Annotated in this window: 15 protein-coding genes and 1 other annotated feature; of the genes, 13 read left to right on the forward strand and 2 right to left on the reverse strand. The window is 54.1% G+C overall.

From position 1 onward, the window contains the following. Positions 1-6 precede the first annotated feature (6 nt). Complete coding sequence (lgt, locus tag DKB62_RS11405) at positions 7-804, reverse strand: prolipoprotein diacylglyceryl transferase (protein WP_107195295.1); 798 nt, start codon at positions 802-804, stop codon at positions 7-9. 141 nt (positions 805-945) lie between these two features. Here lgt and DKB62_RS11410 point away from each other — a divergent pair, with 141 nt between their 5' ends. From DKB62_RS11410 to DKB62_RS11455, 10 genes are all read left to right on the forward strand, one after another. Next, the gene (locus DKB62_RS11410) at positions 946-2,622 is read left to right on the forward strand and encodes a glycosyl hydrolase family 18 protein (protein ID WP_107195294.1); all 1,677 of its coding nucleotides are present in this window, start codon (positions 946-948) and stop codon (positions 2,620-2,622) included. 84 nt (positions 2,623-2,706) lie between these two features. Further along, positions 2,707-5,184 (forward strand): leucine--tRNA ligase, encoded by a 2,478-nt coding sequence (gene leuS, locus DKB62_RS11415; protein ID WP_107195293.1) that lies wholly within the window; start codon positions 2,707-2,709, stop codon positions 5,182-5,184. 74 nt (positions 5,185-5,258) lie between these two features. Beyond that, positions 5,259-5,873 carry an NUDIX hydrolase gene (locus tag DKB62_RS11420; protein WP_107195292.1) on the forward strand — a complete coding sequence of 205 codons (615 nt, stop codon included), beginning with the start codon at positions 5,259-5,261 and terminating at the stop codon, positions 5,871-5,873. Positions 5,874-6,259: 386 nt separating this feature from the next. Further along, the gene (locus DKB62_RS11425; RefSeq protein WP_107195291.1) at positions 6,260-7,402 is read left to right on the forward strand and encodes an acyl-CoA dehydrogenase; all 1,143 of its coding nucleotides are present in this window, start codon (positions 6,260-6,262) and stop codon (positions 7,400-7,402) included. Between the two features lie 88 nt (positions 7,403-7,490). Then, positions 7,491-8,294 carry an electron transfer flavoprotein subunit beta/FixA family protein gene (locus DKB62_RS11430; RefSeq protein ID WP_087477537.1) on the forward strand — a complete coding sequence of 268 codons (804 nt, stop codon included), beginning with the start codon at positions 7,491-7,493 and terminating at the stop codon, positions 8,292-8,294. Positions 8,295-8,316: 22 nt separating this feature from the next. After that, positions 8,317-9,336: an electron transfer flavoprotein subunit alpha/FixB family protein gene (locus DKB62_RS11435; RefSeq protein WP_107195290.1), complete on the forward strand. Its 1,020-nt coding sequence runs from the start codon at positions 8,317-8,319 to the stop codon at positions 9,334-9,336. 157 nt (positions 9,337-9,493) lie between these two features. Beyond that, positions 9,494-9,711, forward strand: a binding site (T-box leader). A 33-nt stretch (positions 9,712-9,744) separates the two neighbouring features. Next, positions 9,745-11,652: a threonine--tRNA ligase gene (gene thrS / locus DKB62_RS11440; protein WP_107195289.1), complete on the forward strand. Its 1,908-nt coding sequence runs from the start codon at positions 9,745-9,747 to the stop codon at positions 11,650-11,652. Positions 11,653-11,888: 236 nt separating this feature from the next. Then, on the forward strand, positions 11,889-13,223 hold the full coding sequence (locus DKB62_RS11445) for an S-layer homology domain-containing protein (protein WP_331225467.1): 1,335 nt from the start codon (positions 11,889-11,891) through the stop codon (positions 13,221-13,223). Positions 13,224-13,334: 111 nt separating this feature from the next. Then, a complete protein-coding gene (gene ylqF, locus DKB62_RS11450; RefSeq protein ID WP_107195288.1) occupies positions 13,335-14,204 on the forward strand; it encodes a ribosome biogenesis GTPase YlqF in 870 nt (289 codons plus the stop codon). Beyond that, a complete protein-coding gene (locus tag DKB62_RS11455) occupies positions 14,201-14,989 on the forward strand; it encodes a ribonuclease HII (protein ID WP_107195287.1) in 789 nt (262 codons plus the stop codon). The genes ylqF and DKB62_RS11455 overlap by 4 nt, the downstream gene beginning before the upstream one ends. 94 nt (positions 14,990-15,083) lie before the next feature. Here the strand turns inward: DKB62_RS11455 and DKB62_RS11460 are convergent, their stop codons facing one another. After that, on the reverse strand, positions 15,084-16,037 hold the full coding sequence (locus DKB62_RS11460) for a magnesium transporter CorA family protein (RefSeq protein WP_087477532.1): 954 nt from the start codon (positions 16,035-16,037) through the stop codon (positions 15,084-15,086). A gap of 304 nt (positions 16,038-16,341) precedes the next feature. Between DKB62_RS11460 and DKB62_RS11470 the strand changes: the two genes are divergently transcribed. From DKB62_RS11470 to ftsY, 3 genes are read left to right on the forward strand one after another with little or no spacing between them, the layout of a single operon-like run. Further along, positions 16,342-17,028, forward strand: a complete 687-nt coding sequence (locus tag DKB62_RS11470) for a DUF554 domain-containing protein (RefSeq protein WP_087477531.1) — start codon at positions 16,342-16,344, stop codon at positions 17,026-17,028. Between the two features lie 41 nt (positions 17,029-17,069). Next, a complete protein-coding gene (smc, locus tag DKB62_RS11475) occupies positions 17,070-20,615 on the forward strand; it encodes a chromosome segregation protein SMC (protein WP_232818724.1) in 3,546 nt (1,181 codons plus the stop codon). Between the two features lie 2 nt (positions 20,616-20,617). Further along, positions 20,618-21,562, forward strand: a complete 945-nt coding sequence (ftsY, locus tag DKB62_RS11480) for a signal recognition particle-docking protein FtsY (RefSeq protein ID WP_087477529.1) — start codon at positions 20,618-20,620, stop codon at positions 21,560-21,562. Positions 21,563-21,571 lie beyond the last annotated feature (9 nt).

Raw genomic sequence — 21,571 nt, forward strand, 5'->3', positions numbered from 1 at the left:
ACTACCTTATGAGTTTTGAAGTTTGTCTTTCGTGTCCGTCGTGCCCTTCCATTGAAGTAGTATGAAGATGATGAAGGCGGCAGCAAAGGCGACGACGCTGGTCAGCTGGGCTGATTTGAGGCCCAGAGTCAGGCTGACGTAGTCGCCGCGCAGAAATTCCAGAAAGAACCGTTCCGCCGCATAAAGCATGACGTACAGGCAGAAAACCTGTCCTTTTTTATGGGGAAAACAGCTGTAGAACAATAAGACGATGAATACGAGGACATCAAGCTGGCCTTCCCAGACTTCTGCCGGCCATAGGGGCTGGCTGCCGTAGGTTCGGTAGGCCAGGGTCGTTTCGGGATAGATAATGCCGAAATTACCGCCAGTGGGATGACCGAAGGCATCGCCGTTCATGAGGTTGGCCATGCGGCCGACGGACTGGCCGAGAATGATGGCCGGTGCGATGAGGTCGGCAAAAGCCCAGGTGTCGATGTCGTGGCGGCGCGTGTACCAGTAGCCGGCGACAGCTCCGAATACCAGGCCGCCCTGGATAGCCATGCCGCCCTGCCAGACGAAGGGGATTTCCAACAGGTGGTTGTGATAATAGGCCCAGTCGAAGAAGAAGACGTCCCAAAGGCGGCCGCCGACGATGCCGGCTAGGCCGCAGCAGAGGGTAAAGTCGAATATGTGGACGTGCCAGCCCCGGCCATCCCGCTTCGTGATGTAGTAGGCTGTAATGCCGGCGGAGATGATGCCGAGCATAAATAACAATCCGTAGGCCCGGATTGGGAAATCGCCGATAAAAAAGAGATATTGATGCAATAGAATAGCCTCCTTTGATGTTTTATACTTTCTCTTTATGGTATAATAGCCATGCAGTATACCTAGAGAGGAAAATTGCATTTTTTTCATTATACCTGATTTCAGAGAAATTTCCACCTGTTTTGCAAAAGGAGGGTGTCTATGAAACATACATCGCGGCTGCGGACGCTGTGCCTGGCGTCGCTGCTCGCCGTGTCTCTTCAAGTTGTCGTGGCGGCGTCCGGCGGAGAGGCCGTATCGGAACAAGCCGTGCCGGACCGCGGGCCGTGGGCTGCCATTCCGCGGGCAGCCATACCGGCAGCGGCGGAACATCCGGCGTCTATGGCGATTCGGGAAGAAGAAGGCCGCTGGCTCGTATCGGAAAAAGCTTTGCAGGAGTATGGCCTGTACAAGGCCGATGCCAAGAAGGGGACGTATTGGCTGCGACTGCCGCCGGCAAAGGATGGATCCGTCTTATGGAAGGATATGCAGGCGGCGCTGCGCCTGCCTGCGCGGCAAAGTGACGGCGAAACGAGCCTGAATATACGCCGTATTTACCGCACGATGGGCCTTTCCCTGACGTGGGAAGAGGGGAAGCGGGAGTTGATGCGGCCCGTGTCTCCGACTCGTATCGCTCCGGCGCTGCGTTCCTTGGAGGACAGCAATAGAACGGCGGTGTCTACTAACGCTGATACCAAAAAAGAGAAGAAAAAGAACAAGAAGAACCGGAAGAAGAAGGAACGAAAGATGGGATTGGTCTTGTTTTGGGATCCTCTCATGCAGGGAGATGAAAATCTGCCGTCCTTGGATACGGCGCAGCCTGTCATGTCGCCCTGCGCTTTCCGCCTGACCGATAAGGGCGTAGCGCTGCGGCACGATGATTTCGCTATGCTGGCTGACGCCTATGCTGCGAAGGGCTACGCCATGTGGCCCCTCATCGACAATAACTTCGACCCGGCCCTGACCCATGCCGTATTGAGCGACGACAAGCTTCAGGACACGATGATTAAAGAACTGATAGGCTATGCGCTGCTGTACGATTTCAAGGGCTATAATATTGATTTTGAAAACATCAACTATGCCGACAAAGACAAGCTGACGGCTTTTGTAGGGCGTTTGAGCCGGGCCTGCCGGGCTTACGGGCTGAAATTGTCCATGGACGTGACGCCCATATCGAACAGCATGAACTGGTCCCGCGTATACGACCGGGCGGCCTTAGCGCCGCATCTCGATTACCTGATGATCATGGCCTACGACCAATTCAGCCGCACGAGCGATGTAGCCGGCCCCGTAGCATCGTATCCCTGGGTAGAAAAGGCTGTGCAGAACGTGACGGCTATCGTGCCGGCGGAAAAGGTCGTCCTGGGCATGCCGCTGTACATGCGCCTGTGGTATGAAACGACGGAAGAACAGGACTTGCCTCTGGATATCAATGAATGGCCGCCTGTTGCCGGGACGGAGGGAGCGGCTGAGAAGAACGCTGCGGCAGAGGTTTTGGCGCCGCAAAGGAAGAACGAGGCGAAGGGCAAGACGGCCGTTTCCAAAGAGGCGAAGCCGAAGAAGCCGGTGCTGCTGGTACGGACGCTGCCCATGTCGGCCAGCGGACTGCTGCTTGAAAAATACAAGGACTACGTTACGTGGAACGACGAGCTGGGCCTGTACTACATGGATTTGCCCTTGACGACGGGCCGGGTCCAGGTATGGTTTGAAGATGAAAAGTCCTTGACGGAAAAAGCTAAATTAATTACGAAATACAACCTCGGCGGCGCAAGTTTTTGGAGAAAAGGCTTCGAAGCGCCCCATTTTTGGCAGAGTTTTGCTCCGCAAGAATTGACTTGACGGCACGGGAACACTATAATAAGAAGAAGACCCTGCAGCAGCGCGGCACCGCCCACTGTACGCAGCGATAGGAGGCATAAGTAATTGGAAAAATATATTCCCCAAGAAATAGAAAAGAAATGGCAGCATAAATGGCTGGAAGACAAGACAGACCGTTGCCCCGACGACAACGGCAAGCCGCCGTATTATGTACTGGAAATGTTTCCGTATCCTTCGGGCAATCTCCATATGGGGCATGTCCGCAACTACACCATCGGCGACGTCATCGCCCGCTACCGCCGCATGAACGGCTACAACGTCCTGCATCCCATGGGCTACGACGCTTTCGGCATGCCTGCTGAAAACGCGGCTATCAAACACGGCACGCCGCCGGCAGATTGGACGTTCAGCAATATTGAAAACATGACGCGCCAGCAGAAGGCCCTCGGCCTTTCCTATGACTGGGACCGCGAAGTGGCTACGTGCCATGAAAAATATTATAAATGGACGCAGTGGATTTTCGAGCTGCTGTACAAGCGTGGCCTGGCATACCGCAAGGAAGCTAAGGTAAACTGGTGCGAAAAGTGCAACACTGTACTGGCTAACGAACAGGTTATCGACGGCTTGTGCTGGCGCTGCGATTCGCCCGTCGTCAAAAAGGATTTGAAGCAGTGGTTCTTCAAAATTACCGATTATGCCGACCGCCTTCTCGACGATTTGAAGCTCCTTCCCGGCTGGCCGGAACGGGTTAAAACGATGCAGAAAAACTGGATTGGCCGCAGCGAAGGGGCGGAATTCTCCTTTGAAATCCCAGAAATCGGCAAATCCATTCCCATGTTCTCTACACGCGTCGATACGGTGTTCGGCGTAACCTACATCGTACTGGCTCCGGAACATCCCTATGTGGAAGAACTCATTAAGGGACGGGACAACGAAGAAGAACTTCGCGCCTTTATTACGCGCATGAAGAACATGAACGACATCGAACGGACATCGAACGACGCCGAAAAAGAAGGCATGTTCACCGGCGCTTACGCTGTCAATCCCCTGAATAACGAACAAGTGCCGATCTGGATTGCCAACTACGTCCTGGTAGATTACGGTACGGGCGCTGTCATGGGCGTTCCGGGCCACGACCAGCGCGACTGGGAATTCGCTAAGAAATTCAACCTGCCTATCCGCTTAGTCGTACAGAATAAAGATATGAGCCTCGATTTGAATACGATGGAAGGGGCGTACCACGACCCGGGCGTTCTGGTCAACTCCGGCGAATTCAACGGCCTGACTGACGAAGAAGGCCGCAAAGCCATTACGAAATGGCTCGTCGACCACAACCTCGGCAAGGGCACGGTCAACTTCAAGCTCCGCGACTGGCTTATTTCCCGTCAGCGCTATTGGGGCGCGCCGATTCCTATTATTTACTGCCCGAAATGCGGCGAACAGCTCGTGCCGGAAGATCAGCTGCCGGTTAAGCTGCCGACGGATGTCCAGTTTACGGCCGGCGCCGTATCTCCCTTGGCGACGAGCGAAGAATTCGTTCACTGCACCTGCCCGAAATGCGGCGGCCCGGCGACGAGAGAAACCGATACGATGGATACCTTCGTCTGCTCGTCCTGGTATTTCCTGCGCTATACCGATGCCCGCAACGATGAACAGGCCTGGGACCCGAAGAAGGCCAACCACTGGATGAATGTAGACCAGTACATCGGCGGCATTGAACACGCAATTCTGCACCTGATGTATTCCCGTTTCTTCATGAAGGTCTTCCACGACGCCGGCCTCGTCGACAATGTAGAACCGTTCGAACGCCTGCTGACCCAGGGCATGGTCCTCATGGACGGCAGCAAGATGTCGAAATCAAAGGGCAACGTCGTATCGCCGGAAGAAATCCTCGCCAAATACGGCGCCGATACGGGCCGGCTGTTTATCCTGTTTGCCGCGCCGCCGGAACGTGACCTCGAATGGTCCGATCAGGGCGTAGAAGGTTCGTACCGTTTCCTCAACCGAGTATGGCGTATCGTCCACCAGTACATTGACCTGGCTAAGAACGGCGAAAGGGACCGCGATTTGACGGAAGCAGAAAAGGCGCTTCGCCTGCAGGAACATAAAACCATCGCCAAGGTGACGGAAGACGTCAAAGGCGTAGACGGCGACTATGCGCTGAATACGGCTGTCAGCTCAATTATGGAGCTGGTAAATGCCATGTATGCCTATGTCGGCGCCAATACATCTATCCGCAGCGACGTTGCCTTAGAGGTCAACACCAATCTCTTAAAGCTCCTGGCTCCCTTTACGCCGCACATTACAGAAGAATTGTGGCAGATTGCCGGCTTTGAAGGCAGTGTTCACGAACAGGATTGGCCGGAAGTAGATGCTGGCGCTTTGGTCGTCGATGAAATCGAACTGCCTGTCCAGATTAACGGCAAGGTACGCGAACGTATCACTGTTCCCGTTGAAATCGGTCAGGATGAATTGAGGGAAAAGGTATTGTCTATGCCGCGCGTCAAAGATTTCACCGACGGCAAGACGATTGTTAAATTTATCGTTGTACCTAAAAAAATCATCAATATCGTCGTAAAATAAAGGCGGCAATATATGAAGTATAGAGGAGGATGTCTGAACGGCATCCTCTTTTTTTTGCAATGAGGAGGAAGGTCATGGATGAGTTCAAGCCCTGGCCGGAAAGAATTGTCCGGCAGAATCCCTGCATGAATACGGTGCCGTGCGCCGTGCTGGCTCCTGTCGTCTGCGTGGACGGCGAAGAACATCTGGTATTCGAGGTACGCAGCAGTAAGCTGAGCTGGCAGCCCGGAGATATCTGCTTTCCCGGCGGCGTCATAGAAAAAAGCGACAGCAGCCCGTTGGAAGCGGCCCTGAGGGAAACGCAGGAGGAATTAGGCGTCAGCCCTTCTCATATTCACGTCTGGGGGCCTTTGGATTACGTCGAGTCTCCTGTCGGCGTAAAGATATATCCCTTTGCGGCGTATATCGACACGACGGATTTCGTCATCAGCAGAGGAGAAATAGACCATATCTTTACCGTGCCGCTGGACTGGTTTGCTGCCCATGAGCCGGAAATCGCCCAGGTCGAACTGGCAACGCGGCCGGGGCCGGGGTTTCCGGCGGGACTGCCCGTATCGAACCAAGTGGGATGGAAAAAACGAAGTACCTATAATGTGCTCTTCTATGCATATAAAGAATACAAAATATGGGGGATTACGGCCCAGATTCTTGACAACTTCAGGGGGATTCGTGATATAATAAACACGTAGCTTTCCTTAATTTTTGTATCAAGCATAATTTGCTATACGTAATGTTAAAGGTGGAACAAATTCATCTCTGCAGGGTATCTCTGTGCTGCAGGGGGACAGAACGAAGAACGGTATACCTATTTCACAGTTGAACCATTTCGGCATTTGTCAAGATGTTTTTTACACATTTTCACAGGTAGTCCGAAAAAGTCTGATTAAAAGTTAATGATTACAAAAAGGCATAGCTATATTCTGCCTTAGGCGGGATTTGCTATTGATTTAACATGTGAAAAGTTGTACAATTCAGGTGTAAGCACTTAAAGGTTGTGTATATGTGCCCCAAACAGTATGCACTGCACGGGAACGTTTCACTATTCACACTATTATTTAAGGAGAGTGGAAGTATCATGAATTTTAACTTGACAGACGTACAACAGGAATTTGTAAAATTGGCTAAAGACTTTGGCGAAAAGAAATTGGCCCCGACGATTACGGAACGCGACCATCAGGGTATTTTCGACCGTGCTCTCGTTGACGAAATGCTCAGCCTCGGCTTGGCTGGCGCTTATTTCGAAGAAAAATACGGCGGCGCTGAATGCGACGTATTGAGCTATATCCTGGCCGTTGAAGAATTGGCTAAATATGACGCTGGTATGTCCATCACATTGTCCGCTCACGTATCCCTCTGCATCAACCCGATTTGGCAGTTTGGTACGGAAGAACAGAAAGAAAAATACCTGCCCGGCTTGATCGAAGGCACGAAACTCGGCGCTTTCGGCTTGACAGAACCGAACGCTGGTACTGACGCTTCCGGCCAGCAGACCGTTGCTACGAAAGACGAAAACGGCGACTACATCCTGAATGGCTCCAAAGTATTCATCACGAATGCCGGCGAAGCTGACGTTTACATCGTATTCGCTATGACCGATAAATCCCAGGGCACGAAGGGCATCAGCGCCTTCATCATCGAAAAAGGCTGGGAAGGCTTCACATTCGGCAAGAAAGAAGACAAATTGGGCATCCATACTTCCCAGACGATGGAATTAGTATTCCAGAACGTAAAAGTTCCGAAAGAAAACCTCCTCGGCGGCGAAGGCAAAGGCTTCAAAGTTGCTATGATGACCTTGGACGGCGGCCGTATCGGCGTTGCTGCTCAGGCTCTCGGCATTGCAGAAGCTGCTTTGAACGATGCAGTTGAATACTCCAAACAGCGTGTTCAGTTCGGCAAACCGCTTTGCAAATTCCAGTCCGTTTCCTTCAAACTGGCTGACATGAAGATGAAGATTGAAGCTGCTCGTAACCTCGTTTACAAAGCTGCTTTCTTGAAACACGAAGGCCAGCCGTTCACGGTTGACGCTGCTATCGCTAAGAGATTCGCTTCCGACGTAGCTATGGAAGTTTCCGTTGAAGCTGTTCAGATCTTCGGCGGCTATGGCTACAGCGAAGAATATCCGGTTGCTCGTCATATGCGTGACGCTAAGATCACTCAGATCTATGAAGGCACCAACGAAGTTCAGTTGATGGTAACATCCGGCGCTTTGTTGCGGTAAGCAATTTTTAAGGTTTATGATACGGGCTTGGTCTGAAAAGACCAAGCCTGTTGAATAAAAAGATACTTTTTTTAGGAGGCAAACGTAAATGGAAATATTGGTATGTGTCAAACAAGTTCCGGACACAGCAGAAGTTAAGATTGACCCCGTAAAACATACCGTCATTCGTGCTGGTGTTCCTAACATTTTCAACCCCTTTGACCAGAACGCTTTGGAAGCAGCTTTGCAGTTGAAGGACAATCAGGGTGCAAAGGTTACTGTCCTTTCCATGGGTCCCCCGCAGGCAAAAGACGTATTGCGCGAAGCTCTGGCAATGGGCGCTGACGACGCTTATCTCCTGACAGACCGCAAAGTTGGCGGCTCTGATACATTGGCTACAGGTTATTGCCTGGCTCAGGCTGTTAAAAAAGTTGCTGAACTCAAAGGCATCGAACAGTTCGATATCATCCTTTGCGGCAAACAGGCTATCGACGGCGACACGGCTCAGGTTGGCCCGCAGATCGCTTGCGAACTCGGCATTCCTCAGATTACATATGCTGCCGAAATCAAAGTTGAAGGCACGACTGTAACGGTTAAACAGCAGAACGAAGAAGGCTACATCGTAACGGAAGCTCAGTTCCCCGTTTTGATTACAGCCGTTAAAGAATTGAACGAACCGCGCTTCCCGACCATCCGTGGTACGATGAAAGCAAAACGTCGTGAAATTCCTGAATTGTCTGCTGCTGACATCAACGCTGACGAATCTCAGATTGGTTTGAGCGGTTCTCCGACAAAAGTTCGTAAGATTTTCACACCGCCTCAGAGAACACAGGGTCTCGTTATTAACGAAGAAGACGCCCAGGTAGCAGTAGATCAGTTGATGGCTAAATTGACTGAAAACAAAATCATCTAATTTCTAAGGAGGAACAGTGAAAATGGATTTAGCAGAATACAAAGGCGTATATGTAATCGCTGAACAATTCGAAGGCAAATTACGTAACGTATCTTTCGAACTGTTGGGCCAGGGCCGTAAATTGGCTGACGGCATCGGTGACGAAGTAGGTGCGGTACTGATTGGTTATAACGTAAAACCGTTGGCACAGGAACTCATCGCTCATGGCGCTCACAAAGTATATGTATATGACGATGAAAAATTGGCTAACTACAACACAACGGCTTACTCTAAAGTTCTGTGCGACTTCTTCCATGAAGTTAAACCGAACGTATTCCTCGTAGGCGCTACGAACATCGGCCGCGATCTCGGCCCCCGCGTCGCTAACTCCCTGAAAACGGGCTTGACGGCTGACTGCACGGGTCTTTCCGTTGACGAAGACGGCAAGACGATCGTTTGGACTCGTCCGGCTTTGGGCGGCAACATCATGGCTGAAATCATTTGCCCGGATAACCGTCCGCAGATGGGTACTGTTCGTCCGAACGTATTCAAAAAACCGGAAGCTGATCCGAGCGCTACAGGCGAAGTTATCGAAATGGAAGCAAAACTTTCCGACGCTGACTTCATGACGAAATTCGTTGAACTCATTAAAATGGGCGGCGAAGGCGTTAAGATCGAAGAAGCTGACGTTATCGTTGCCGGCGGCCGCGGCATGAACGGCGCTGAACCGTTTGTTGGCGGCGGTATCCTGAAAGAATTGGCAGACGTATTGGGCGGCGCTGTCGGCGCATCCCGTGCAGCTGTTGACGCTGGCTGGATCGACGCTCTCCATCAGGTTGGCCAGACAGGTAAGACTGTTGGCCCGAAACTCTACATCGCTTGCGCTATTTCCGGTGCTATTCAGCACTTGGCAGGCATGACGGGTTCTGACTGCATCATCGCTATCAACAAAGACGAAGATGCTCCGATCTTCAAAGTTTGCGACTACGGTATCGTTGGCGACGCTTTCGAAGTAGTTCCCAAACTCACAGCAGCTATTAAAGCAGCCAAAGGTATGGCATAATACCTAGATTTCCATAAGCCTAAAAAAGGACTGTCTTCGGGCAGTCCTTTTTACGTAGCTGCAGTTCTTTAAGTTCTTAATTTGAAGTAAAAAAAGACTAAAGTTTCTTGACAAGGTACATCGCACGTCGTATAATTTACGCATACATAGAAATATGTAACAAGCCTTGAAAAGGACATGATATTTTCAGCGGCTTTATCAGAGAGGGGCATAGTTGGTGTGAGTGTCCTTAAAGCGTGAAAGTGTTACCCCCTTGGAGCTAATCGCCGGAAGTTGCAGTACGGCGGTTCGGTCGCCACGTTATAGCGTTTGAGTACATCGGTATTTTACTGATGAACTAGGGTGGAACCACGTGAGCATGCTCTCGTCCCTTGAGGACGGGAGCTTTTTTATTAAGGAGGATGTATTATGGCAGAATTAGTGTTAAAAGACGGCAGCAAAAAAGTATTTGCCGACGGCATTTCGTTGTATGATGCCGCAAAAGAGCTGAGCAACAGCTTGGCTAAGAAAGTATTGGTAGCGAAAGTCAATGGAGACGTAACGGATTTGCGGGAAACCATCGTCGACGGTTCTACCGTTGAATTCCTGACTTTTGACGCCCAGGAAGGGAAGGACACGCTCCGCCATACGGCATCCCATATCATGGCGCAGGCCGTTCAGCGTTTGTTCAAGGATGTTAAACTCGCTATCGGCCCGTCCATCGAAAACGGTTTTTACTACGATTTCGATACGGAACACCGGTTTACGCAGGAAGATTTCGCCTCCATCGAAGCAGAAATGGAAAAAATCGTCAAAGAAAATCTCGCTTTGACGAAAGAAGTCGTATCCCGCGACGAAGCGCTGAAAATGTTTAAAGACGCCGGTCAGGACTACAAGGTAGAATTGATTGAAGACCTGCCGGAGGGCGAACAGATTTCCTTATACCGCCAGGGAGATTTCGTCGATTTGTGCGCAGGACCGCACTGCGAAACGACGGGCCGGGTCAAAGCTTTTAAGCTGCTGACGGTGGCCGGTGCGTACTGGCGCGGCGATGAACATAATAAGATGCTTCAGCGTATTTACGGCACGGCTTTCGAAAAGAAAGACGACTTGGATGCATATCTGCACATGCTGGCTGAAGCGGAAAAGCGTGACCATCGTAAATTGGGCAAGCAGCTCGACTTGTTCAGCTTCCACGAAGAAGGCCCGGGCTTCCCGTTCTTCCACGCAAAAGGCATGGTTCTCCGCAAGACGCTGCTCAAATTCTGGTATGAACTGCACGATGAAGCGGAATACGACGAAATCAGCACGCCGACGATCCTGAGCCGCCACCTGTGGGAACAGTCCGGTCACTGGGATCATTACCGTGACAATATGTACTTCACGACTATCGACGACGAACCGTACGCGATTAAGCCGATGAACTGCCCCGGCGGTATCCTCGTATATAAGAGCGACGTCCATAGTTATCGTGATTTCCCCATGCGGATGGCTGAATTAGGCCTGGTTCACCGCCATGAGCTCCACGGCGCCCTCCACGGCTTGTTCCGCGTTCGCTGCTTCACCCAGGACGACGCCCACATCTTCATGCTGCCGAGCCAGATGGAAGAAGAAATTTCCGGCGTTATCGACTTGTTTGACAAGGCTTACAACGTATTCGGCTTGGAATACCGCGTCGAATTGTCCACTCGTCCGGAAGACTCCATGGGCTCCGACGAAATTTGGGAATTAGCGACGAGCACCCTGCGCAAGGTATTGGAAGACAGAAACATTCCGTACCAGGTCAACGAAGGCGACGGCGCTTTCTACGGTCCAAAGCTCGACTTCCACGTCAAGGATTCCATCGGCCGTACTTGGCAGTGCGGTACGATTCAGCTCGATATGCTCATGCCGGAACGCTTCGACATGACCTATGTCGGCGAAGACGGCCAGAAGCATCGCCCGGTCATGGTACACCGTACCTGCTTCGGCAGCATCGAACGCTTCCTGGGCATCCTCATCGAAAACTATGCTGGAGCCTTCCCCGTATGGCTCGCTCCGGTACAGATCAAATTCCTGCCCATTTCCGATAAGCATTTGGCCTATGCTTTGGAACTGCGCAAGAAATTCAAGAAGCTGGGCATCCGCGTAGAAGTAGACGAAAGCAACGAAAAGATCGGCTACAAGATTCGCAAGGCCCAGATGGAAAAGGTTCCGTACATGGCTATCATCGGCGACAAGGAAATCGAAACGAATACCTTGTCCCTCCGTGACAGAGCAAAAGGCGATCTCGGCGCAAAACCGGTCGACGAAGTCGTCGCTCATATTCAGGAACTGACGGCTACGCGCAAAGGATAATAGCATAGGATATACGTTAGGGCATGCCCGTGCAGGGCATGTCCTTTTCCTATTACAAAACGGTTCGTCTGGCCATACTTTTTCTCATTTCATAGTTGACAAGAGCGGATATATCAGGCAAAATAAGTAGCGTTGTGTCTTCATAAGGCGTACAAGCCGCGTGGCATGCGACGGCTGGAAATGCTGCGTACGGAGTGGAGATAGAACGCACTATACGTTTGAAATGAGGGTTATACATGATGAAGAAACTAATCGCTATGGCGGCGGCCAGTATCCTGACAATGGGCATGACGAGTGCCGGTGCTGCCAATCCCTTTGCCGACGTGCCTGCCGACAGCTGGGCTTACCGCTCTGTGGCGGAGCTGGCTGAGGCCGGCGTGATTCAGGGCGTAGACGGAAATTATTTTCAGGGAAACCGTTCCATTACGCGGTATGAAGCGGCTGAAATGGTCGCTAAGGCCATGGCTCATATGGACAGGGCGTCGGTAGAACAGCGGGCCGTGATTCACAAGCTGGCCGACGAGTACGCCGAAGAGCTGAACCGCCTCGGCCTTCGCGTCGCGGCTTTAGAGAACAAGGTCGGCAATGTGAAGTTCAGCGGCGACGCCCGCTTCCGCTATCGCTATCAGAATTCTGCAGGCAGCCGCGTCGGCAAGGAAAATGACGATTCCTGGGATTACCGCATCCGCCTTCGCGGACAGGCACAGCTCGACGAACGGCTGAAAGCCACCGTAAGCATCAGCTCGGACTGGCAGAGCTTCAGTGAAAACGGCGCGGTCAGCGGCGGCACGAACGACGCCTTTGCCGACGCCCTCAAAGTCGACTACGAGGCGGATTCCTTTTATCTGAGCCTTGGCCGGACGGATATATACAAGATCGGCGGCCCGCGCAGCTATGGTTACACGTACAGCGATATCTTCGACCGCATAGAAGGGCAGTACCATGGGGATACATTTGCTCTTACGGCGGGCTACGGCAAATTCAAAAAGGGGAATGTCATGGCCGGCAGCGTCCAAGGCGATGATTCCATCAACGGCGTAAAGACCGGCTACGGCGAAATCGAAGCTTTTTTTGGCAGCGATTCGGCTGCCGGCGTATATTATAATGATTTCAATACGACTGGGAACGGAGAAGCCAACAGGGATTTTAACGCCGACTCCTTGTGGGGCGCCTATGCCAGCGTCAACATCGGCTCGAAATGGAATGTATTGGCTCAGTATGAACGCACGAACTTAAACCATGATACGAAATATACGCACGACGACGGCTCTGCCGACTTGTTCATCGGCCGCCTGATGTACGGGAAATCAAGCATGGCAATCCCGAAATCGTGGGATATCTGGACGGAATACATCGATGCAGAAGACGGTACCTGGCTCGGCGGCTTTACGACGTCGTGGCGCTTCGCCTCGCAGATGGACAATCTGACGTCATGGGGCGTCGGCGTCGACTATGTATTTGCCAAGAACGCCATGTTCAGCGTCATGCAGTCCTTCGCTACGGAAGCCAAGGCCGGCGGCATGGCTGATCCGGAAGAACAGACGCGGGCAGAATTGATTTTCGCGTTTTAAGCGGAAGGGACCGGCGCGGCGGACAAGGCGTGCGAAGACCGGCTGCTAGTTGACGGCAGGGACAGAATCTCCTACAATAGAAACGAAACACAGACAAAAGAGAGGTACGTTATGATTATCAACTGGTATCCCGGCCACATGGCGAAAGCCAGGCGGCTGATAGAAGCAAATCTGAAGGTCATCGACGTTGTCATCGAGCTCGTCGACGCCCGCATCCCCATGAGCAGCACCAACCCCATGATAGCCAGCCTCATCGGCCAGAAGCCGTCGGTCGTCGTCATGAACAAGGCCGATCTGGCCGACCCGGACATGGTCAAGGAATGGGTGCAGTATTATAAGGAGCAAGGACGCATCGTGCTGCCCTTAAACAGCAAAGACGGCAAAGGCGTCAAGCAGCTTGTCGCCCTGGTACGTAAGCTGGCTGAACCGAAGCTGGCCCATTGGCGGGCCCGGGGACTGAAGAACCGTTCCGTGCGGACGATGATCCTCGGCATTCCCAACGTAGGCAAGTCGACGCTCATCAACAAGCTGGCCCGGCGCAGCGCCGCCAAGACAGCCGACAAGCCGGGCGAAACGAAGGGCAAGCAGTGGGTTCACATCGGCGATCAGCTCGACCTTCTCGACACGCCGGGCGTATTGTGGCCTAAGCTGGAAAATCAGGTCAGCGCCTATCGGCTGGCCGCGACAGGGGCCATTTCCGACACGGTATTCGACATGGAAACGGTCATTACCCAGCTCATCGAAGAATTGAGCCAGTTCTACGCCGACGAATTGCTGGCGAGATTTAAGCTGGACGCGCTGGGAGCTGCGCCCTTGGAAACGATCGAAGCCATCGGCCGCAAGCGTGGCTGCATCGTATCAGGCGGCGTCGTCGACATGGAGAAGACTTATAAGCTCATTTTGAAGGAATACCGCGAAGGCAAAATCGGCTTGATTTCCCTGGACCGCTGCGGCGAAGCGTGTGGGGGCGGAGAATCATGATCGACATCGGGCAGCTAAAGACGGCTGATATTAAAGCCCTGCTGGAGCAGAATCCCGACGACGTCATGGCCCTGCTGCAGACTATGAAGGAAGACCGCCGCCTTTCCGTACAAAAATTAGCGGATACCTATATCCGCCGCAAGATGAAGGAAGAAGCCGAACGGGAACGAGTCATGCACATGTATTCCCTGGAAACGGCCTATTATAACGACGGCATATACCACGTCGCCGGCATCGACGAAGCCGGGCGGGGCCCCGTGGCCGGGCCGGTCATGGTAGCCGCCGTCATCCTGCCGCCTTACTGGGAATGTCCCGGATTAAACGACAGCAAAAAGCTGTCGGCGGCGAAACGGGACGCTTTGTATGATAAAATCATGGCTGAAGCCGTGGCCGTGTCGTGCGTTGCCAAGTCGGAGCTGGAAATCGATGCCCTCGACATTTACCACGCGACGATGCAGGGCATGTATGAAGCGGCGGCGGGCCTTGCTGTGCCGGCGGAAGCCGTCCTCATCGACGCCATGCCCTTGAAGGATCTGACGGTACCTCATCAGTCCGTCGTCCACGGCGACAGCCAGAGCGCGTCTATTGCGGCGGCTTCGATTATCGCCAAGGTGACGAGGGACCGGGTCATGATGGAATACGACGAGGCTTATCCTCAGTACGGATTTGCCGTCCATAAAGGCTATTTGACGCAGCGCCACGTCGACGCCATACGGCAGTACGGCCCCTGTCCCATCCATCGGCGCAGCTTTGAGCCGATCAAGAGCATGACGGCCGGACAATAATATACTTAAATATATGCAGACAAAAAAGCTGGTCATCGCCGGCTGCCTGTTTCGGCAGCGGCGAGGCCAGCTTTTGCAGTGTATAGGCGGTCTGTCAGAATAAATCCTTTCGCCACAGCATGAAGACGGCGCAGAGGGCGCAGAAAAAGGCGATGGCGATGACGTATACGAAACCCATGACGTTGTTGGCGAAGGGCAGGGGGACGTTGATGCCCCAAAAACTGAAGATAATCGTCGGCACGGCCAGGATAATCGTGATGGAGGCCAGGAATTTCATGACGATGTTCAGGTTGTTGGAAATGATAGAGGCGAACGTATCGGACATGCTCATGAGGATGTTGGAATACATTTCAACCATTTCGATAGCCTGCTTGTTTTCGATGATGACGTCTTCCAGCAGGTCCTCATCTTCTTCGTACATTTTCAGCAGGTGATGGAGAGACGTGTTGCGGCGCAGGCGCATGAGACGCTCCATGACGATGCCGTTGCCCCGCAGGGCCGACGTAAAGTAGGTCAGGGACTTCTGTAATTCCAATAAGAGGAAGAATTCCTTGTTGCGCATGGAATGGCGCAGGATATCTTCGATATCGTCGGTGCGGTGGTTAATCTGCATCAGGTATTTTAGGAACAACGTGGCCGAGCGATAGAGTATCTGGAACAAGAAACGCGTTTTTTTGAAGGTATAAAACAGAGGATATTTATTTTCCGTGAACGCGCGCATGACTTCCGTTTCCTGGATGCACAGGGTGATGATGAAATCGGGCGTGATAAAGATGCCCAGCGGCAAGGTGTCGTAGCTGTCCGTTTCCAGAATAATCGGGATGTTGATGACGACGAAGATGTAGTTGTCTTCTAATTCTACGTGAGAACGTTCTTCCGTATCCAGAGCGGTCTTCAGCACGTCCGTCGGGATTTCCGTTACCATCGATACGAGCTGTAAGTCTTCCGAATCGGGATTTACGACGTCGATCCATGAGCCTTTTTCCGCAGACACCAGGGAAATATTATTTTCCAGGTGGCCGTTATTGTGTTTGTATACTTGAATCATGGCGCTTCTCCGTTTCCTCTTAGTTTAGCGGACTTTCGAATCCAAATTCTAATATAATCATAAATATCTATCAAGTCAAGGGAAAGGGGCAGATTTTAAACGAAATGAACTGTAAATTTAGGGTAAACGGGGAAATGGAAGAGGCTGGCCGTCCGCCGCGGCGAAGGCAGAGAATAGACTACACGAACAAGAGAGAATTTGTTATAATGAGTAAGTATATCTTTTTGCAAGACGCGCCGCGAGGCGAAGGAATTCGAAAGATACGTACAGAGAAGCTGCGGAAGCAGCAAAAGGGGGATATATTGTGATTGCTGTAATTATCAACGGGGCAGCGACCGCTTTGGGCGCCGTGCTGGGCGTCATATTGAAGAAGGGCGTGCCGGAGCACGTATCGAAGGCCGTCTTTTCGGCCATCGGTCTGTGCCTGGCCGTCATGGCGATTCAGGGCGCCATTCAAACGGAAAACATACTGCTCATGGTGTTGTCCATCGCCATCGGCGTGGCCGTTGGGACGGTGTTGGCTATCGAAGACCGGATGCAGTCCTTCGGCCTTTGGCTGCGGAACCGCATGAAAGCCGGCGGCGATTCGAACTTTGTCGAGGCCTTCGTCACCTTGTCGGTCATGCAGGTCGTCGGCGCGATGGCTATTTTAGGGCCTATTCAGGCAGCTCTTTTAGGAGATACGACGCTCTTATATTTGAAATCTACCATTGACGGCATATCGGCCTTTATTTTCGGAGCGTTGTACGGAGTGGGCGCCGTGCCGGTAGGCATCGTCATCATCGTATACGAGCTGGCCGTGTATGCCGCGGCGTCCCTGCTGTCGCCCCTCATGACGCCCGATGTCATCCGCGAGCTCAGCGCCGTAGGCAACGTCATGATCCTGGCTATCGCCTTGAACATGATGGGCTTGACGAAGCTCAAGGTGGCCGATTATACGCTGGGTATGGTTGTTCCTATCATATATTATAACCTTATTGTATTGTTTTAAGAAAACTGCCGCGAGGAAAGAGGAACGGTCCATTGCGATTAGTGAAAATGGAGCTGCGGGGATTTAAATCCTTCGCAGACAAAACGACACTGGTATTTGACAAAGGCATAACGGCGATTGTCGGGCCGAACGGAAGCGGCAAGAGCAATATTTCCGACGCCGTCCGCTGGGTCATGGGCGAGCAAAACGTGCGCCAGCTCCGCGGGCAGAAGGCGGAAGATGTCATTTTTGCCGGTACGGAAAGGCGGCGGCCCCAGGGGGCGGCGGAGGTGTCGCTGTATTTTGACAACAGCGACGGCACGCTGGACGTAGACTTTGCAGAAGTCGTCGTGACGCGGCGCCTGTTCCGCTCCGGCGACAGCGAGTATTACATCAACAAGCGGCCCTGCCGGATGAAGGACATTCACATGCTCTTTGCCGATACGGGCATCGGGCAGGATTCCATGGCCGTCATCGGGCAGAACCGCGTCGACCGTATCCTGAACAGCAAGCCCGAAGACCGGCGCATTATCTTTGAAGAGGCGGCCGGCATCAGCCGCTATAAGGGCCGCAAGCAGGAAGGCCTGCGGAAAATCGCCGAGACGGAGCGAAACGTCGAGCGTATCCGCGACATGATGGCTATGCTGGAGGAACGCCTGGGGCCCATGAAGGAACAGGCCGAAACATTACAAACCTTTCGCCAGTTAGATGCAGAGCGCATATCCTATGAAGGGACTCTGACCCTGCAGGAGCTGCGCAACTGCGAACGCTTGCTGGAAAAGGCGGAAAACAACCGCCTGGCCGTGCTGACAGAACGGCAGGACGTCGTGAAGGCGTTGGCCGAAGCCGAAGAGAAGCGCAGTACCCTGATGGCCGCTATGGAGCGGGAAGGGGAGACGATGCGGCGACTCGACAGCGAAGCCCGACAGGTCCATACTGAACTGGACGGCATGAAAAGCCGCCGCGAAGCTTTCGTCCAGCGCAAGGAAGTGCTGAAGGAAAGAGGAGCGGAGCTGGATCGGGAAGAACGGGACTGGCAGAAAAAGAAGGAAGACGCTGCCAAGCGCGGCCTGGAATTGCAGGAATTGTCGGCTCAGAAGACGGCGGAGCTGGCTGCGGCCAGGAAAGGCCTGGCCCTGACGCAGGCCCTGTTCGGCAAGGCGGAAGAGCAGGCCCGTCAGGCTGCGGCTGAGCTGGAAAAGGTAACTGCGTCTAATTCGGACCGCCAGCAGAAGCTGTTTGTCCTGCGGCGCGATGCAGAAGAACTGCGGCGGCGCCTGCAGGAAAATGGAGAACGCTGCGATGAGCTGCAGCGGGCCGTAGGGGCGCAGCAGGCGGCGCGGAAAGAAGCCGAGCGGCGCTGCGGCGACGCGGCGGCGCAGGAAGAAGCCCTGCGGCAAGAAGCGTCAGCGGCTGAAGGGGCTGCAGCGTCCAGCCGCAGCCAATGGGAAGAAGCTGCGCAGGCGCTGCAGCGCATAGAAGATACGTACCGCCGCCAGCGAGGTCAGGAAGACGCGCTGGCTCAGCGCATCCGCGTGCTGGAAAGTATGGAGCAGGAGCACGAAGGGGCAGGCCGTCCGGCTAAGGCCGTTTTGGACGCCAAGACAGGCTGGAGACGCCAGGTGTGCGGCCTCGTCGGAGAACTGTGCCGCATACCGCCGGCCTACGCCGCGGCGCTGGACGTTGCTCTAGGCGCGGCGTCCCGATACATCGTGACGGAAGACGAACAGACAGCAAAGGCCGCTATTGCCTATTTAAAAGACCGTCATGCCGGCCGGACGACGTTTCTGCCCCTTGATACGGTGAAGGAACGCCGGCGGACTCGCGACGAAGAAACGGCATCCCAAGAACCGGGTATCGTCGGCTTTGCCAGCGATATTTTGACCTATGACGCGGCCTATGCAGGTATTTTTGCGTCGCTCCTGGGAAAGACCCTCGTCGCCGATTCGGTGGATGCAGGTTCCCGGACGGCGCGGAAATATGGATACCGTCTGCGCATCGTCTGCCTGGACGGCACGCAGTTCAACGCCGGCGGTTCTTTGACCGGCGGCAGCCTGAAGGGCAAGGAGGGCTCCCTGATCAGCCGGAGGGCCTTGCTGGAAGAATTAAAGGAACAGGCCGTCCAGCTTCGGGCGGCAAAGGAACAGACGGCTGCCCAGGGACGCGAGATGCGCTGCAAAGCAGAAGAGCTGAAACGAAACCTTGATAAACAGGATGAGCAAAGCCGTACGCTGCAGGTAGAGCTGCAGAAGCGGCAGTGGCAAGCAGCGTCGGCCCGGCAGGAGGCAGAGAAGGCTCAGGAAGAGCTGCAGCGCCTCGACGGGCAGGCTGAGCAGCTGCAGCAGGTACGGGCCGATATGCAGGCCGAGCTGGTGCGGCAGGAAGAGGTGTTGGCCGTCCTGGAACAGACGCCGGCAGAAAATACGCAGGAATTGGAAGCGGCGCGGACGGCGGCCTTGCAGGAAGCGGAGGAATGCCGCCAAGCCCTGACGGAGCGGCAGATTGCCGTGGCGACGCTGGAAGAACAGGTACGCCAGGCGGGAGAGCAGATGCGCCGGCACGGCGAAGAAACGGCGCAGCACGGCCGCGACGGCGAAGGGCTGTCCGACCGGCGGCGCGAATGGCGGGCCCGCTTGACGGAAACGGAAACGCTGCTGCAGGAATTGACGGAAAAGATTGCATTGAAAGAACGGGAAACGCAGCAGAAGGATGCGGAAAAAGAAGAATTTTACCGTGACAGGGAAGAAAACTTCCGGCAAAGCCAGACGCTGGAGCAATCCCTGGCGGAGCTGCGGGAACGGGAACGGCTGTGCAGCGAGCGCCTCAGCGCCGCCAACGTGCAGCTGGAAAAATACAGCGGCGACATACGCCGCGGCGAAGAACTGCTGGCCCTGCAGGGGCTGACGCGGCAGGAAGCGATGGAACGGCGGCGCGACGGCTCGCTGAAAGAGCTCCACGACCGCGTGGCCGACTTGAAGCGGCGCATTGCCGATCTGGGGCAGATCAACGGCAACGCCGAGGAAGAATACCGGGCGGCCCTGGCGCAGCAGGAATTTTACCAGAAGCAATGCGCCGATTTGCAGGAATCGAGGGCCAAGCTGGAGGACATCGTCGCCGAAATCGACGACGCCATGACGGCCCAGTTCCGCCAGGCCCTCGGTGAGATCGGCGGCCATTTTCAGCAGATTTTCAGCCGCCTCTTCGGCGGCGGCCAGGCTAAGGCCGTGCTGACGGACGAGCAGGACGTGCTGAACGCCGGCATCGAGATCATGATTCAGCCGCCGGGAAAGAAAAAGCAGCAGCTGTCCTTGTTGTCTGGCGGCGAACGGGCTCTGACGGTCATCGCCCTGCTCCTGGCCTTCCTGGCCTATCATCCGGCGCCGTTCTGCCTCGTCGACGAAGTGGACGCGGCCCTGGACGAGGCCAACGTCGAGCGCATGGCCTGCTATTTGAAAAATTACAGCGGCGCGACGCAGTTCATCGTCATTACGCACCGCCGCAAGACGATGGAAGCTGCCAATACGCTGCAGGGCGTGACGATGGAAGAACGGGGTGTATCCCGGCTATTAACTGTTAAAGTAGACGAACTCTTAGAGAAAGGAACGTAATCATGGGCTTTTTTTCAAAATTGCGCAAAGGTCTGGAAAAGACGAAGAAATCATTTATTCAGAATATTGAAACGGTCGTCCGCGGCTACGCCAAGATCGACGACGAAATGTACGAGGATTTGGAAGCGGTCATGCTGACCAGCGATATCGGTGTCGAAACGACGGATTACCTGCTGGGTAAAATCAGAGAAGGCGTCAAATCGAAAGAGATTCGCGACGGAAACGACGTCGTTCCTTATTTGGAAAAATGCGTTGTCGAGCTGTTGGAGGAAAACGCCGAGCCCATGCCGGACCGGACGGGGACGACGGAGGTCATCTTCATCGTCGGCGTCAACGGCGTCGGAAAGACGACGACTATCGGCAAGCTGGCCAAGTATTACACCCAGCAGGGGAAAAAGGTCATGCTGGCCGCCGGCGATACGTTCCGCGCCGCTGCATCGGAGCAGCTGACGATTTGGGCCGAACGGAACGACGTGCCTATCGTAAAGCATCAGGAAGGGGCCGACGCGGCGGCCGTCGTGTTCGACGCTACGGCTTCGGCTAAGGCCAGGGGCATCGACGTACTCCTCGTCGATACGGCCGGACGGCTTCACACGAAATCAAACCTCATGGAAGAGCTGCGGAAGATGGCCCGCGTGGCCGGCCGCAACATCGACGGCGCGCCTCATGAAACGCTGCTGGTCCTCGACGCGACGACGGGACAGAACGCCGTCAGCCAGGCCAAGCTGTTCGGCGATGTCGTGCCCCTGACGGGCGTCGTGCTGACCAAGCTCGACGGCACGGCCAAGGGCGGCATTATCTTGTCTATCAAGCGGGAATTGGGCGTGCCCGTCCGCTGGGTCGGCGTCGGCGAAGGTGCTGACGACCTGCGGCCCTTCGACGCGGCTCAATTTGCCGATGCGCTGTTCGATAAAAACGTAACGCAGCGGGAACAGGAAGAAGACTAGGAGGGACGA

The organism is Megasphaera stantonii (assembly GCF_003367905.1).
Taxonomy (GTDB): domain Bacteria; phylum Bacillota; class Negativicutes; order Veillonellales; family Megasphaeraceae; genus Megasphaera; species Megasphaera stantonii.